Genomic DNA, 15,072 nt, shown 5'->3' with positions numbered 1-15,072 from the left:
GCGGGCCCGGAGGCCTGCGCGGACGGTGAGCGCCCGGCCCGGAGAACGCGAAGGCGGCGGCGACCCGTGTGGGGGTCGCCGCCGCCTCGGCGGGTTCAGCGGGCTCAGACGGCCGAGCCGGCCTTCCACGCCGTCCAGTTCAGGTTCCAGCCGTTGAGGCCGTTGTCCGGGGCGATGGTCTTGTCGCCGGTGTTCTTCACGACCACGACGTCACCGATGAGCGAGTTGTCGTAGAACCACGCGGCAGGGGTGTTCTTGTCGCCGGCGCCCTTGGTGTCGGACAGGCCGACACAGCCGTGGCTGGTGTTCACCGCGCCGAAGATGGACTTGGCGCCCCAGTAGTTGCCGTGGATGAAGGTGCCGGAGCTCGACAGACGCATGGCGTGCGGCACGTCCTTGATGTCGTACTCGCCCTTGCCGTCGTCGTTCGTGAAGCCGACGGTCGAGCCGTCCATCCGGGTCTCCTTGAACTTCTCGGAGATCACCATCTGGCCCTGGTACGTCTTGTTCTCGGGGGAACCCGCCGAGATCGGGATGGTCCTGATGGTCTTGCCGTCCTGGGTGACCTTCATGGTCTTGGTCTTGGCGTCGACGATCGAGACCTGGTTGCGGCCGATCTTGAAGGTGACCGTCTTCTGCTGCACGCCGTAGACGCCGCTCGCGCCCTCGACGCCGTCGAGGGCGAGCTTCAGGGTCACGGTGGAGCCGCCGGTCCAGTAGCTCTCGGGCCGGAAGTCCAGACGGTTGGCGTTGAACCAGTGGCCGACGACCTCCTGGCCGCTGCTGGAGGAGACGGTGATCCCCTTCTGCACGGCGGCCTTGTTGGTGATCGCCTTGTTGAAGTTGATCGAGACCGGCATGCCGACGCCGACGGTGGAGCCGTCCTCCGGCGTGAAGTTGCCTATGAAACTGTTCGCCGGGGAGACCGTCGTGAACGAGGCGTTCTCGTGGGCGGTGCGGCCCTCGGAGTCGGCGGCCTCGGCGGCGATCTTGTATGTGGTGGCCCGCTGGAGCTGGCCGGTCGGCTTCCAGCTCTTCTTGTCGGCGGATATCTGGCCCGCGACCGCGGTGCCCTCCGCGGTCTGCATGGTGACGGACGTCAGCCTGCCCTTGCTCACCGTGACCGCGGTGCCGTTGTTGATGGAGGCGTTGTCGGAGCCGTCCTTGGGTGTGATCTTGATCTGAGCCTCTGAGGTCTTCTTGGCGGCCGCCTCGTCGACCTTGGCCTGCGACGAGCTGTCGCCGCCGCCGTCGCCGTCGGCCTTGGCGTTGCCGTCACTGCAGCCAGAGAGCACCAGAACACCGCCGAGCAGTGCGGACGCGGCCATCAGGCCCCTGCGCCGCTTACTGTCCGTCATCACACGCTTCTCCATCGTCGCCGAATAACCAAATGTCTCGAACAGCCCCGTAGGAACCATCAACGCTACGACCGGTACGTCCCGTTCCACGCCCCTCGGGAGTGTGGGGCACACCACGTTCGGACATGCGCCGCGTGGTGCGGATGTGGTCAGTGCGTCTACTGAGACGAAGAAACCCCGGACGGCGGTTGCCGCCCGGGGTCACGTTTCCCCAAGCCGCGTCAGCCGAGCGGGTCTTCTTCCTCGTCGTCCTCGTCAGCATCATCCTCGTCGAGGTCCCAGTCGGGCGAATCGGGGTCGTATTCGATGGGCTCGCTGCTCCACGACGCCTGCGCGAGCTCGATCCCGGGCACCTCGCTGACCAGGTCGAACGGGTCCACCAGATACGCGAGGGCCTCGGCCGTGTCTTCCGTCACCGCGTTCTCGGCGTGCGCGCGCTCGTCCGCGGGCATGTCGGTGTCCCCGGCGATACGCCGCAGCGCGGCCTTGGTGACGGCGTCGGCGTCGTCGATCTCCAGTACGAGCTCGACACGAAGCCGTACAAACTGTGATGTCTCAGGAGTACTCATGGGACGGAGCGTAAGGCCCAGGGGTTGCGCGACTTTCCCACGACCCGCGCCTTTCATTAGCATCGCCCCACACGGCCAATTCGCCCGCGCCACAAGGGGATCGATATTTCGTGTCCGCCGCACGTCGATCGTTGCTGACCGCCACCGCAGCCGGGACCCTCCTGGGTGCCCTGTGGTTCGTCCCGTCCGCCAACGCGACCCAGGACCAACCCAGTCCGGGCGTCTCGGCGTCGGCCACCGCGACGACGACCCCCGAGGCGCGCACCGCGACGGACCCGGACACGCAGTCCGACGGGCCCCACACCCAGCTCGCCGACACCGGAAGCGTCGACACGACGCCGTACGTCGTCGGCGGCACCCTCTTCCTCGCCCTGGGCGCCGGATTCGTGACGTACTCGGTGCGCCGCGAGCGCATCACGGCCTGCTGAGAGCAGTACTCCGGTCCGGACCGACCCACGGGGAATCCATGCGAGACCTGACCGAGCTGACCGATGTCGAGGAGCCCTCCTGGCCGCTCCTGTCCGAGGCACTCGCCGCGAGCGGGGTGTCCATGGAGGTGCTGCCCGCGGACCCGGCGCTGGGGCGCGCCACCCTGCTCCAGCTCCAGGTCACCGCGCGGTCCTGGCTGGGCGGTCTGGTGCTCAACTGCGGTGGCCTGGTGCTGGACAGCGGCTGGCTGCGCATCTACGGCAGCCCGGCCGCCGACACCTCCACGGGACTGCCCGGCGCGTCGGCGGACCTGCCGAGCCTCGCCGAGGTCAACGAGTTCCCCGAGCGGTTCGACCCGTCCTGGCGCCCGGCGAACGGACTCGTCGTCGGCCACGACGTGCTGGGCGGGGTCTTCCTCGTCAACGGCGCCGACCCGGAAGCGGCGGGCCGCCCCGGTGGCCCCGGCGAGATCGTCTACTTCGCGCCGGACTCGCTGCGCTGGGAGGCACTCGAAGTGGGCCACGGGGAGTGGCTCGACTGGTTCCTGCGCGAGGGCACCGACCGGTTCTACGACACCCTGCGCTGGCCGGGCTGGCGTGCCGAGTCCGGCCTCCTGGGCGGGACGCAGGGCCTCTCCGTCGTCCCGTTCCTGTGGTCGGCCGAGGCCCGCCGCGACCTGCACTCGACCAGCCGTCGCGCGGTGCCGCTGGCCGAGATCCTCCAGCTCCACCGGGACTTCGCCCTGAAGCTCGACAAGGTCGATCCCGGGTTCTTCGGCAGCCCCTGACACCGGTCCGGGCACGGAGCCCGCGGGCGGTGCGGCGCCGCTCCCCCGGCGAGGCGGCTCGACGACAGACTCGACGAGACGGCCCGGCGGGGCGGCCCGAAAGCCGTCGCCCACCGGGCCGCCACCGCGTCTGCCCGGGGCGCGGCACCGGCTGCCCTGCCTCGGCCGCCAACGGGCTTGCGCGGGCGCGCTACGCGGCCTTGCGGCCTCCGCCGTCCCTGCCCCCACGGCCCGCGCCACCGCGGTTCTGCCCGCCGCGGCCGCGAGGGCCGCCGCTCTGCGCCACGGCGTCCTGGCCGCGGCCCGTGCGGCGTCGCGGAGCGCGCCCGGCGCCGTCCGTGCGGGCCGAGCCCGTGCCGCCCTCGGCGGCCGTACGCCGCCCGCCGCCGTCACCGGAACCGCCGCGGCGTCCCGTGCCGGTACGGGTCCTGCCACGCGGCTTCGGCTGCTCGGCGGGCTGCGGCACCTCGATGACCACGGGGACGCCGGAGGGCTCGCGGGCTCCGGTCAGACGGGTCAGTTCCTCGTCGCCGGACCTGACACGGGCGGTGCGCGGGGTGATGCCGGCGTCGGCCATCAGCCGGGTCATCTCCCGCTTCTGCTCCGGGAGTACGAGGGTGACGACGCTGCCGGACTCGCCCGCGCGTGCGGTGCGTCCGCCGCGGTGCAGATAGTCCTTGTGGTCGGTGGGCGGGTCCACGTTGACGACCAGATCGAGGTCGTCGATGTGGATGCCGCGAGCCGCCACGTTGGTGGCGACCAGCGCGGTGACCTGACCGTTCTTGAACTGGTCGAGGGTGCGGTTGCGCTGCGGCTGGCTGCGCCCGCCGTGCAGCGCGGACGCCCGTACGCCGTTGGCGAGCAGCCGCTTGGTGAACCGGTCGGCGCCGCGCTTGGTGTCGACGAAGAGGATCACCCGGCCGTCGCGCGCCGCGATCCGCATGGCGACGGCCTTCTTGTCGGTCTCGTCGGCCACGTGCAGCACGTGGTGCTCCATGGTGGTCACCGCGCCCGCCGACGGGTCGACGGAGTGCACCACGGGGTCGGTGAGGAACATCCGCACGAGACGGTCGATGTTCTTGTCGAGCGTCGCCGAGAACAACAGCCGCTGACCGTCCGGCTCGACCTGCCGCAGCAGCGCCGTGACCTGCGGCAAAAAGCCCATGTCGGCCATCTGGTCCGCCTCGTCGAGCACCGTGATCGCGACCTGGTCCAGGACGCAGTCACCCCGCTCTATGAGGTCCTTGAGGCGGCCCGGGGTGGCCACCAGCACCTCGGCGCCACGTCGCAGCGCACCGGCCTGGCGGCCGATCGACATCCCGCCGACGGCCGTGGCGACGCGCAGCTGGACGGAGGTCGCGTACGGCGTCAGCGCGTCGTCGACCTGCTGGGCCAGCTCACGGGTGGGCACCAGGACGAGGGCGAGCGGCGCCCTCGGTTCGGCACGGCGGCCCGCGGTGCGCGCCAGCAGGGCCAGCCCGAAGGCCAGCGTCTTGCCGGATCCCGTACGGCCGCGGCCGAGGACGTCACGGCCCGCGAGGGAGTTGGGCAGGGTGGCGCCCTGGATCGGGAAGGGCTCGGTGACACCGTTCGCGGCGAGGGTCTTCGTCAGCGCGGCCGGCATGTCCAGGGCGTCGAAGGAGTCGACGGCGGGAAGCGCGGGCGTGAGGGTCTCGGGCAGGGAGAACTCCTGCGGCGGCGTGACCTGGCGGGTCGCGCCCCTGCCCGCACCACGGCCGGCGCCGCGGCCCGCGTTGCGCGCGGAACCACCCGTCCGAGCCGCACCGCCGGACCTGGCCGTACCACCGCTGCGTGCCGGGCCGTCGGACTTCGCGCCGCTGTTCTTCACGGCGCCGCCGCTCCTCGTGGCACCGCCGTCGTGGGCGGCGCCACCGTTCTGGGCGTCGCCACGTGCGCGCGTCGGCCGCTTACGGGCGGGACGTTCGGATCGAGTCATGCTGGATCTGGTTTTCCTTCCTGGGCCCCACGGACTGCACGCACCGAGCCCGTCCGTGGACGGGCGTTCACAGCACGAGCCGGGGCCCGCACCCGAAGGTGCGGGCCCCGGCTCTGGAAAAGCGCGTCCCCGAATCAGGCGGGGATGATGTTCTCCGCCTGCAGGCCCTTCTGGCCCTGCGCGACGTCGAACGAGACCTTCTGGCCCTCCAGCAGCTCACGGAAACCGGAGCTCGCGATGTTGGAGTAGTGGGCGAAGACGTCGGGGCCGCCGCCGTCCTGCTCGATGAAGCCGAAGCCCTTTTCCGAGTTGAACCACTTCACGGTTCCTGTAGCCATGTTGTTCTCCCGAACAGGTAAGGGTCCCATCCGGAGATGCACCGGGTAATGCCGGAGATGCCGGTAAAACAAAACGCGCCTGCGGAAGATTCCGATCAGGCGCACAAAGTAAATGGGTACCAAAACGTATCAATGCGAGACCCTAGCACACCGGGGAGCGCCGCCCGGTGCGGAGGGGCGCCTGCGGACGGCGCCCCTCCGCGTTCCACGGGGTCCGCTACTGGAGCGGACCGGTGACGGGCTCCACGGCCGTCAGCACTCCGCCCGCGCGCACGAACGCGTCCGCCGCCTCCAGGTCGGGGGCGAGGAAGCGGTCCGGTCCGGGGCCCTGGACGCCGGCCGCGCGGACGGCGTCGATGACCGCCTGCGTCGCGGGGGCCGGGGCCAGGCCTTCACGCAGCTCGATCGCGCGCGTGGCGGCGTACAGCTCGATGGCGACGATGCGGGTCAGGTTGTCCACGGCGGTGCGCAGCTTGCGCGCCGCGGACCAGCCCATGGAGACGTGGTCCTCCTGCATCGCCGAGGACGGGATGGAGTCCGCGGACGCCGGGACGGCGAGGCGCTTCATCTCGCTCACCAGGGCGGCCTGCGTGTACTGGGCGATCATCAGGCCCGAGTCGACACCGGCGTCGTCCGCGAGGAACGGCGGCAGGCCGTGCGAACGGTTCTTGTCGAGGAGCCGGTCGGTGCGCCGCTCGGCGATGGAGCCGAGGTCGGCGGCGGCGATCGCGAGGAAGTCGAGCACATAGGCGACGGGGGCGCCGTGGAAGTTGCCGTTCGACTCGACGCGGCCGTCGGGCAGCACGACCGGGTTGTCGACCGCCGAGGCCAGCTCGCGCTCGGCGACCGTGCGCGCGTGGGCGAGGGTGTCGCGGCCCGCGCCGGCGACCTGCGGCGCGCAGCGCACGGAGTAGGCGTCCTGGACGCGCGGGGCGTCGTCCTGGTGGTGCCCGGTGAGTTCCGAACCCTTCAGCACCGCCAGCATGTTGGCGGCGCTGGCGCCCTGTCCGGGGTGCGGGCGGATGGCGTGCAGTTCGGGCGCGAGGACCTTGTCGGTGCCGAGCAGCGCTTCGAGCGAGAGGGCGGCCGTGACGTCGGCCGACTTGTAAAGCGCCTCCAGGTCGGCGAGGGCCATGACCAGCATGCCGAGCATGCCGTCGGTGCCGTTCAGGAGGGCGAGCCCCTCCTTCTCGCGGAGCTCCACAGGGGTGATGCCGTGTTCGGCGAGAAGCTCGCCGGCGGGGCGGACGGTGCCGTCGGGGCCCTCCGCGTCGCCCTCGCCCATGAGCGTGAGCGCGCAGTGGGACAGCGGCGCCAGGTCGCCGGAGCAGCCGAGCGAGCCGTACTCGTGGACGACCGGGGTGATGCCGGCGTTCAGGATGTCCGCCATGGTCTGCGCGACCTCGGGACGTACGCCGGTGTGGCCGGAGCAGACGGTCTTGAGCCGCAGGAACATCAGCGCGCGGACGACCTCGCGCTCGACGCGCGGGCCCATCCCGGCCGCGTGCGAGCGGACGATGTTGCGCTGCAGCTGGGCGCGCAGTTCCTGGCTGATGTGCCGGGTCGCGAGGGCGCCGAACCCGGTGGAGACGCCGTAGACGGGCTCCGGCTTGGCCGCCAGCGCGTCCACGATCTCGCGGGCCGCGGCGAGGGCCGCCACCGCCTCGCCGGAGAGCTCGATCCGGGCGTCGTCGCGCGCCACGGCAAGAACGTCGGACGCGGTCACCCCGGACGTCCCCACCATCACAGTGTGCATATCCATATTCAGGAGCGTACGCAGTGAATTCGTTGATGTCACTAGTGGGTGCCGGGTTGACCCCTTACTCCGGCGAACGTCACAACGGACCTCCGGACGTCCGGGGCCGCCCGGGCCCGCGACGGCGGGCAGCTCAGGGCGCAGCTGGTGGCGTCCGCGGAAGCGGCGGCGCTCCCCCTCGGTGGGCGACGGAGCGTCCGCGAGCTGGACGACCGGGTCGTCGGCCCCCTCACGCCCGGCGACGACGGGCCGTGCCGCGCGGACGGCCTTGGCCCGGTACTGGGCCGCGTCGGCGAGCCGGAAGAGCCGACGGGCGGACCGTACGGGCCCGATCGCCTCCTCGGTCGAGGCGACCCCGCACGCCACGCCCTCGCCGAGCTCCAACTCGGCCGCACGGCGGCACAGTTCGTCGGCGATCCGGACCACGGCGGCCGCCGGCGGGCCCACCGCCAGCAGGCAGAACTCGTCGCCGCCGAGGCGGGCGGCCAGGGTGCCCGGAAGCATGGCCCCGCACAGGGACAGCACCGACCCGAACCGTTCGAGGAGCCGGTCGCCGACCGCGTGCCCGCGGGTGTCGTTGACGCGCTTGAGCCCGTTCAGGTCGCAGACCACGAGGCTGACCACGACGCCGTCCTTCTTGTACTGCTCGACCGCTTCGTCGAGGCGCATGTCGACGGCACGGCGGTTGGCGAGCCCGGTGAGGGAGTCCGTGAACGCCAGCCGCCGTGCCTCCTCAAGGCGTTCGGTCTGCGCTATCCCGGCGGCGACGACGGAGGCGAGCACGGTCGCGAAGTCGGCGTCGGCCCGGTCGAAGACCGGGGCACCGGTGGAGCGGGCGACGTACAGCTCGCCCCAGGCCCGGCCGTGCAGGACGATCGGGGCGACCACGCAGCAGCCGCGCCCCCGTCGGCGCAGTGCGGCGACGCGCTGGTGGCAGTACCCGGCGCCGCCGCCCGCCGGGCCGTCGGCGGTCTCCACCCAGGCGTTCGGGCCACCGCCGCCCGCCCAGCGCTCGTGCAGGAACTCGGTGATCTCCGGGAACTGGTGTACCGGATAGGACTCCCCGTCCGGGAACTCGGCCTCGTCCGCCGCCCGGTCGCCCACGTTGGCGAGCACCCTCAGCCGCCCGAGCTCGCGCTCCCACACGGAGAGCGCGGCGAAGTTTCCGGACAGCGCGTGGCACGCGCCGAGGGCCGCGGCCCGCCACGACTCGCGCGGGGTGCGTGCCGCCGCCATCCCCTGCGCCAGCTCCACCACGGCCTTCAGCCGATTGTCCTCACCCATCACCCCAGGCTAGGTAAAAACATGGCATTTAGGGACATTGATACGGCGAACAGGGGCTCGCGCATGCGGGCGCCGCCGGAAGGGGCCCGAAGGGGAGCCGGGCGGGAGCCGGGCGGAGCGCCGCAGGGAGCCGCCCGGAGCGCCGGAGGGAGCCGCCGGAAGAGGCGGGGAGCCCCGGCGGGAGCCCTACCGGGCACACCCGCCGGACAGACGCCGGCAGGTCCTGCTCACTCGCCGGGCCACTGCGGGGCGCGCTTCGCGTTGAACGCCGCCACCCCCTCGGCCCGGTCCCCCGAGAAGGCGACCGACCGCCATGCGGCGTCCTCGACCTCCAGGCCGGCGCGCAGGTCCAGCCCGTGACCGAGCCGCAGCGCCCGCTTGGCCGCGCGCAGGCCGACGGGAGAGTTCGCGGCGATGCGCGCGGCGAGCGCGAGGGCCTCCGCCGTGTCCCGCCCCGCCTCCACCAGCTCGTCCACGAGACCCAACTCCCGCGCCTCGGCCGCCTCCAGGCGCCGCGCCGAGAAGATGAGCTCGGCCGCGCGGGCCGCACCGACCCGCCGGGGCAGCAGCTGCGTGCCGCCACCGCCGGGGATCACCCCGACGGACACCTCGGGCAGCCCGACGACCGCCGAGCGGTCGGCCACGATCAGGTCGCACGACAGCGCCAGCTCGAACCCGCCGCCCAGCGCGAAGCCGTGCACGGCCGCGATGGTCGGCATCGGCAGCTCCAGGACACCCGTGTACGCGGCCCGCGCCACCGGGCGCTGCCGCACCAGGTCGGCGTCACTGAAGGAATTGCGCTCCTTCAGGTCGGCGCCGACGCAGAAGGCCCGCTCATGGGTAGACGAGAGCACCACCACGCGTACGTCCCGGTCGGCGGCGAGCGCGTCGCAGGCCCCGGCGATCGAGCGGGCCATCTCGGTGGACACCGCGTTCATGGCCTTGGGCCGGTCGAGGGCGAGCTCGGCGACGTGTCCGTGCCGCCGTACGGCGACGAACTCCCCGAACCGCCGCTCGTCGACCTGCTCCGTCGTCGACTCCGGCCCCTGCTCCGCCATGACGCCCTCCCGGTTAACGTGGGTTAACAACCGACGCCCCGATCATCGCAGCCGACGCCGCCCCAGGAAACCCGCTCCCCCCGCCCCGTACGTCCCCGTTCGGGTGACATCCGGCCCAACTCCCGCCCATCGCGCCCGAACCGTGCATAGCCTGCGCACCGCCACAGCGCTTCGGGGGGCGCGGGCACGTAGGGGAGGGACGACCATGACGAACGGCCATACGACAGACGTCGGCAGGACCCGCCCGGAACCTCAGGCCGGCCCCACGAAGAACAGCGCGCCCCGGACCGACCCGGCGCCGGCCCGCACGGCAGACCCGGCTCCTTCCGGAACGGCCCCGGCCCCCACCACCGCGGCCCGACCGACCGACCTCACCCCCGCACCCACCGACACGGCGGGGAACGCCACCCGCGTGGCCACCGACGGCGGTGGGTCGCCGGTGGGTGCCGCGTCGAGGGCCGGCACGGACACCGACGGCACTCCGAAGAGCAGTACGGCCACCGGCGGCGCCCCACGGGCCGACAGCCCCGGCACCCGCCCCACACCCCCCGGCACAGCCGGGAACGGGCCCGCGCAGACCAGCACGGGCGGCACGCAGCGCGCCTCGGCCGCCGCAGACGCCGACGGCACCCCGGAGGGCGACACGGCAGCCTGCGGCGCCCCGGAAGACGCCGCAGGCAGCGCTCGGCGCTCCGGAAGCGGTGGTGTCGGCGCGAAGGGCGGCCCGGTCCGGTCCGCTCCCGCGGCGAACGGTGCCCGCAGGACCCGCACCGAGTCCTCGGGGCCCCGTCCTCGCGAGGGGGCCCCGAAGTCCGGGGACGCGACCGACCCTCCCGGGCGGTTCCGCCCCGTGCGGGGCCGGCACCGCAGGCCGCGGCCGAGGCGGGTGCTCTTCGCAGTGGGGGGACTCGCACTCGCCGCGGGGGTGCTGAGCCTCGCGCGGATGACCCCCGACTCGGTGGTCGGGGGCGGCGGGAGCGCGGAGGCCGAGCCGCGGGCGGGGAACGCCACCGACCCGGCGGGCTCTGCGGGGTCCTCCGTGACCACGGTGGAGGCGGTGCCCTCGGTGCGACCGTCCGCCGCCACGGCATCCGGCGTGATGGGCGGTGCCGCCACGACTGCGGCATCGGGCGACGGCGCCACGCCCACGGCGCCCCCGACGACGCCCTCGGCCGTCCCGACGACGCCGTGGCCCCACGGCAGCGGCCTCGCGAGCGACGCACCGGGCGGGACGGGCATCCCCTCCGTGCCGATGAGCACCCCGCCGCCGCGGGCGACGACCGACCCGGCCACTCCGGCGCCGGCGCCGGGCACCAGCAGTCACGCCCCGGCACCGCGGCCGGAGCCGCCGGGCGTCTGCGTCCCGATCGTCGGCATCTGCGTGCACGGCCTGTCGGCGCACGGCCTCCCGGGTCTGCCCGGATGAGCGGCCGACGGCCCGGCCGGTGCCCCGGCGTCCGGCCCGCCCCGACGACCGGCCCACGGCCCGGCCGGTGCGCGGGTGCCCGGGGCTACGACTCGGTGTTGTCCCGGCGCGCGAGCAGCCACGGCTCGATCACACCGAGGCCACGCACCGGGCGCTGCCACATCGGCTGGAGGGCGAAGCGGTAGGTGGGCGGTTCCTCGCCCTCCTTCTCGGCGGTGGCCGCGGCCTCGGCGGCCTCCGCCTCGGAGGCGGGGGCCTCCCCGGTGTGGATCAGTTCCTCCGCGAACGCGCCGTCCACCAGGACGGCGTCGCGCGGCGCTATCGACGTGAGCCGGCTCGCGAGGTTCACTGTGGTGCCGAACACGTCGCCCATCCGCGTGGTCACCGTGCCGAAGGCCATGCCGACGCGCAGCTCGGGCATCGTCTCGTCGTGCGCCATCGTCTCGATGAGCCGCAGCGCGATCTCGGCGGCGATCCCGGCGTCGTCCGCCGCGTACAGCACCTCGTCGCCGAGGGTCTTGATGAGGCGTCCCCCGTGCGCGGCCACCAGGTCGGCCGCCGTGGTCTCGAAGGCCTCGACGAGCTCGCCGAGCTCCTCCTCCTCCATGCGGCGGGTCAGCCGGGTGAAGCCCACGAGGTCGGCGAAGCCGACGGCGAGGCGCCGGTCGACCATCTCCTCGTCGTCCGCCGCCTGCACGACCCGGCCGGTGGCGGCGGCGAGCTGGCGCCGCCAGACGTAGACGAGGAACTCCTCCAGCTCGGGCAGGAGCAGCTCGATCAGGGGGTACGTCACCTCGGTGCGGGTCATGCCCGGTTCCGGGGGCTCCGTGAGGCCCTCCAGGAAGGAGTCGATCTGCCACTCGGCGAGGCGGGCCGTGGTCTGGCCGGTGGAACGGGCGACCTGCACCGCCATGGCCTCGCTGAGCAGCCCCGCCTCGACGAGACCGGCCAGGCGCCGCAGGGCGAGCACGTCCGCCTCGGTGAGCGCCTTGGCCTGCCCGATGTCGGCGAAGCCCATGGCCCGCCAGAAGCGGGACGCCAGCTCCATGGAGACACCGGCGCTGCGGGCTGCCTGGAAGGGCGTGTAGCGGCGCTCCGCGCCGAGGATGAGCCCTTCCAGGCGGAGTGCCAGGGGGTCCTCCCCGTCCTCCGGCTCGGAGGGAAGGTCCACGCGGCCGTTCAGGTCGGTACGGGCGTCGGGGCCCGTGTCGGACCCGGCGTCCGGCCGCGTCCCGGGCCGGGCGCCGGCAGACGAGGGCGACGCGTCGGTAACCGGCCCGGCGGTACGGCCCGGCTCGCCGTCAGGGGCGGGCCGGGCGCCCGCGTCGGAGCCGGTGTCGTCGACGGTCACGCCTGCTGCCCTTCCGATCTGCCGACGTCAGATATCGGCCGCGCTCAACTCTACGGCAGGTGTGCGCTGGCTCACTCCCGACGCCGGGACCCAGGTGGGGAGGTTTCCAGGGGCACCGTCCCGGCCGGGGGGTTTCGGCCGCCGGGACTCCCTACGCGGGCCGCAGGTGCACCACGTCGCCCGCGCCGACGGGCTGCTGCACGCCCGTTTCCGTGGCGATGACCAGCCGGCCGTCCCCGTCCAGGGCGACGGCCTCGCCGGTGATCGAGCGGTCGCCGGGCAGTTCGGCGCGGACCACTCGTCCGAGCGTCGCGCACCCGGCGGCGTACGTCTCCTGGAGACCGGAGGCGACGGGGTCGCCCGCGGCGTCGCGCCACCGCGAATACCAGTCCTCCAGGGACCGCAGCACGGACCGCAGCACGGTGTCACGGTCCGTGCCGACCGCTCCCGCGAGCGCCAGCGACCCGGCCCCGGGCACCGGCAGTTCGTCCTCGCGCAGGGTGACGTTGATGCCGATGCCCACCACGACGGAGTCCGTCCCGGCGCGCTCGGCGAGGATGCCTCCGGCCTTGCGCTCCTCCCCGTCGATGGTCACCAGCAGGTCGTTGGGCCACTTGAGTGCCGTGTCGACACCGGCGGTGCGGGACAGCGCGGTCGCGACGGCGACACCGGTGAGCAGCGGCAGCCAGCCCCAGCGCTCGACAGGAACCCCGGTGGGCTTGAGCAGGACGGAGAAGAAGAGGCCGGAGCGGGCGGGCGCCGTCCAGCTGCGGTCGAGACGGCCGCGCCCGGCGTCCTGTTCCTCGGCGACGAGGACGGCGCCCTCGTCCGCCTTCCCCGCGCCGGCCAGGGCGACGAGGTCGGAGTTGGTGGACCCGGTGCGCTCCACCACCTGGACATCGCGCCACAGGCTGCCGTGCTCGCCGTCGCGGACGAGCGCCCGGTTCAGGGCGGTGGCGTTCAGGGGCGGCCGGTCCAGGTCGGACCACCGGTTGTCGTTCGCGTCTGAAGCATCTCGCGGCGTCATGCAACCCACCCTAGGTGTGGTAAACGCCGCACTGCTGAACGGTAGGCACGCCACTACGCTACGGATGAGTAGCAAGCCCCCCTTCTGAGCACCTCACCCTCACGTCCCCCTAGAGCAGGCAGGGAGCCGCATCCCGATGTCCGAGCCGGAAGAGCTGCAACACCCCGACATCCACACCACCGCGGGCAAGCTCGCGGACTTGCAGCGCCGCATCCAAGAGGCGACGCACGCCGGCTCGGAGCGCGCCGTCGAGAAGCAGCACGCGAAGGGCAAGCTGACGGCCCGTGAGCGCATCGAACTCCTGATGGACGAGGGCTCCTTCGTCGAGTTCGACGAGTTCGCCCGGCACCGCTCGACCGACTTCGGGCTGGAGAAGAACCGTCCCTACGGCGACGGTGTCGTCACCGGCTACGGCATGGTCGACGGCCGCCCCGTCGCCGTGTTCTCGCAGGACTTCACCGTCTTCGGCGGCGCGCTCGGCGAGGTCTTCGGCCAGAAGATCATGAAGGTGATGGACTTCGCGCTGAAGACCGGCTGCCCGGTCATCGGCATCAACGACTCCGGCGGCGCCCGCATCCAGGAAGGCGTCAGCGCGCTGGGCATGTACGGCGAGATCTTCCGCCGCAACACCCACGCCTCCGGCGTCATCCCGCAGATCTCGCTCGTGGTCGGCCCCTGCGCGGGCGGCGCGGTCTACTCCCCCGCCATCACCGACTTCACGATCATGGTCGACCAGACCTCGCACATGTTCATCACCGGCCCGGACGTCATCAAGACGGTCACCGGCGAGGACGTCGGCTTCGAGGAACTGGGCGGCGCCCGCACCCACAACGCCACCTCCGGCGTCGCCCACCACATGGCCGGCGACGAGAAGGACGCCATCGAGTACGTCAAGCAGCTCCTGTCGTACCTGCCGTCCAACAACCTCTCCGAGCCTCCCGCGTTCGCCGAGGAGGCCGACCTCGCCCCGACCGACGAGGACCGCGAGCTGGACACCATCGTGCCCGACAGCGCGAACCAGCCGTACGACATGCACGCGGTCATCGAACACGTCCTGGACGACGCCGAGTTCTTCGAGACCCAGGCGCTGTTCGCGCCCAACATCCTCACCGGCTTCGGCCGCGTCGAGGGCCACCCCGTCGGCATCGTCGCCAACCAGCCGATGCAGTTCGCCGGCTGCCTGGACATCGACGCCAGCGAGAAGGCCGCCCGCTTCGTGCGCACCTGCGACGCCTTCAACGTCCCGGTCATCACCTTCGTCGACGTCCCCGGCTTCCTGCCCGGCGTCGGCCAGGAGCACGAGGGCATCATCCGCCGCGGCGCCAAGCTGATCTACGCCTACGCCGAGGCCACCGTGCCCCTGATCACGGTCATCACCCGCAAGGCCTTCGGCGGCGCCTACGACGTCATGGGGTCCAAGCACCTGGGCGCCGACATCAACCTGGCCTGGCCCACCGCCCAGATCGCCGTCATGGGCGCCCAGGGCGCGGTCAACATCCTGCACCGCCGCACCATCGCCGCCGCCGAGGACCAGGACGCCACCCGCGCCCGCCTCATCCAGGAGTACGAGGACACGCTCCTCAACCCCTACACGGCCGCCGAACGCGGTTACATCGACGGCGTGATCATGCCCTCGCAGACCCGCTCGCACATCGTCCGGGGCCTGCGTCAGCTGCGCACCAAGCGGGAATCACTCCCTCCGAAGAAGCACGGCAACATCCCCCTCTAGGCC

At 72.8% G+C, this 15,072-nt stretch carries 12 protein-coding genes and 1 pseudogene; 4 read left to right on the top strand and 9 right to left on the bottom strand.

What is annotated here, in order from left to right; genetic code table 11:
• Positions 1-104: 104 nt before the first annotated feature.
• The gene (locus tag H305_RS0126100; RefSeq protein WP_199791456.1) at positions 105-1,373 is read right to left on the bottom strand and encodes a L,D-transpeptidase; all 1,269 of its coding nucleotides are present in this window, start codon (positions 1,371-1,373) and stop codon (positions 105-107) included.
• 206 nt (positions 1,374-1,579) lie between these two features.
• Positions 1,580-1,927: a hypothetical protein gene (locus H305_RS0126095; protein ID WP_028803004.1), complete on the bottom strand. Its 348-nt coding sequence runs from the start codon at positions 1,925-1,927 to the stop codon at positions 1,580-1,582.
• Between the two features lie 110 nt (positions 1,928-2,037).
• Between H305_RS0126095 and H305_RS0126090 the strand changes: the two genes are divergently transcribed.
• Positions 2,038-2,355, top strand: a complete 318-nt coding sequence (locus tag H305_RS0126090; protein ID WP_234021054.1) for a hypothetical protein — start codon at positions 2,038-2,040, stop codon at positions 2,353-2,355.
• 38 nt (positions 2,356-2,393) lie between these two features.
• Entirely contained in the window at positions 2,394-3,143 is a 750-nt protein-coding gene (locus H305_RS0126085) for a DUF2625 family protein (RefSeq protein ID WP_028803002.1), read from the top strand.
• 190 nt (positions 3,144-3,333) lie between these two features.
• On the opposite strand, the gene H305_RS47120 is transcribed toward H305_RS0126085, so the two are convergent.
• The 5 genes and pseudogenes from H305_RS47120 to H305_RS0126065 form a co-directional block, all read right to left on the bottom strand.
• Entirely contained in the window at positions 3,334-5,100 is a 1,767-nt protein-coding gene (locus H305_RS47120) for a DEAD/DEAH box helicase (RefSeq protein WP_234021053.1), read from the bottom strand.
• A 134-nt stretch (positions 5,101-5,234) separates the two neighbouring features.
• The gene (locus tag H305_RS0126075; RefSeq protein ID WP_028803001.1) at positions 5,235-5,438 is read right to left on the bottom strand and encodes a cold-shock protein; all 204 of its coding nucleotides are present in this window, start codon (positions 5,436-5,438) and stop codon (positions 5,235-5,237) included.
• A 217-nt stretch (positions 5,439-5,655) separates the two neighbouring features.
• Complete coding sequence (gene hutH, locus H305_RS55065) at positions 5,656-7,194, bottom strand: histidine ammonia-lyase (RefSeq protein WP_028803000.1); 1,539 nt, start codon at positions 7,192-7,194, stop codon at positions 5,656-5,658.
• A gap of 270 nt (positions 7,195-7,464) precedes the next feature.
• Positions 7,465-8,430: pseudogene (locus H305_RS55815) on the bottom strand (diguanylate cyclase domain-containing protein); the annotation flags it as partial.
• A gap of 275 nt (positions 8,431-8,705) precedes the next feature.
• The gene (locus tag H305_RS0126065; RefSeq protein ID WP_028802999.1) at positions 8,706-9,536 is read right to left on the bottom strand and encodes an enoyl-CoA hydratase/isomerase family protein; all 831 of its coding nucleotides are present in this window, start codon (positions 9,534-9,536) and stop codon (positions 8,706-8,708) included.
• A 205-nt stretch (positions 9,537-9,741) separates the two neighbouring features.
• On the opposite strand from H305_RS0126065, the gene H305_RS55055 reads away from it, so the two are divergent.
• Positions 9,742-10,962: a hypothetical protein gene (locus tag H305_RS55055; protein ID WP_051370967.1), complete on the top strand. Its 1,221-nt coding sequence runs from the start codon at positions 9,742-9,744 to the stop codon at positions 10,960-10,962.
• An 85-nt stretch (positions 10,963-11,047) separates the two neighbouring features.
• On the opposite strand, the gene H305_RS0126055 is transcribed toward H305_RS55055, so the two are convergent.
• Together H305_RS0126055 and H305_RS0126050 are read right to left on the bottom strand one after the other, a co-directional pair.
• On the bottom strand, positions 11,048-12,313 hold the full coding sequence (locus H305_RS0126055; protein WP_028802998.1) for an adenylate/guanylate cyclase domain-containing protein: 1,266 nt from the start codon (positions 12,311-12,313) through the stop codon (positions 11,048-11,050).
• Positions 12,314-12,464: 151 nt separating this feature from the next.
• Positions 12,465-13,340, bottom strand: a complete 876-nt coding sequence (locus H305_RS0126050) for a biotin--[acetyl-CoA-carboxylase] ligase (RefSeq protein ID WP_028802997.1) — start codon at positions 13,338-13,340, stop codon at positions 12,465-12,467.
• A gap of 136 nt (positions 13,341-13,476) precedes the next feature.
• Here H305_RS0126050 and H305_RS0126045 point away from each other — a divergent pair, with 136 nt between their 5' ends.
• A complete protein-coding gene (locus H305_RS0126045) occupies positions 13,477-15,069 on the top strand; it encodes an acyl-CoA carboxylase subunit beta (protein ID WP_028802996.1) in 1,593 nt (530 codons plus the stop codon).
• Positions 15,070-15,072: the final 3 nt, after the last annotated feature.

Source organism: Streptomyces sp. 142MFCol3.1 (assembly GCF_000424945.1).
In the GTDB taxonomy this organism is placed as follows: Bacteria; Actinomycetota; Actinomycetes; order Streptomycetales; family Streptomycetaceae; genus Streptomyces; species Streptomyces siamensis.
The sequence above is the reverse complement of the archived record's forward strand: the minus strand, read 5'-3'. Positions and strand labels throughout refer to the sequence as shown.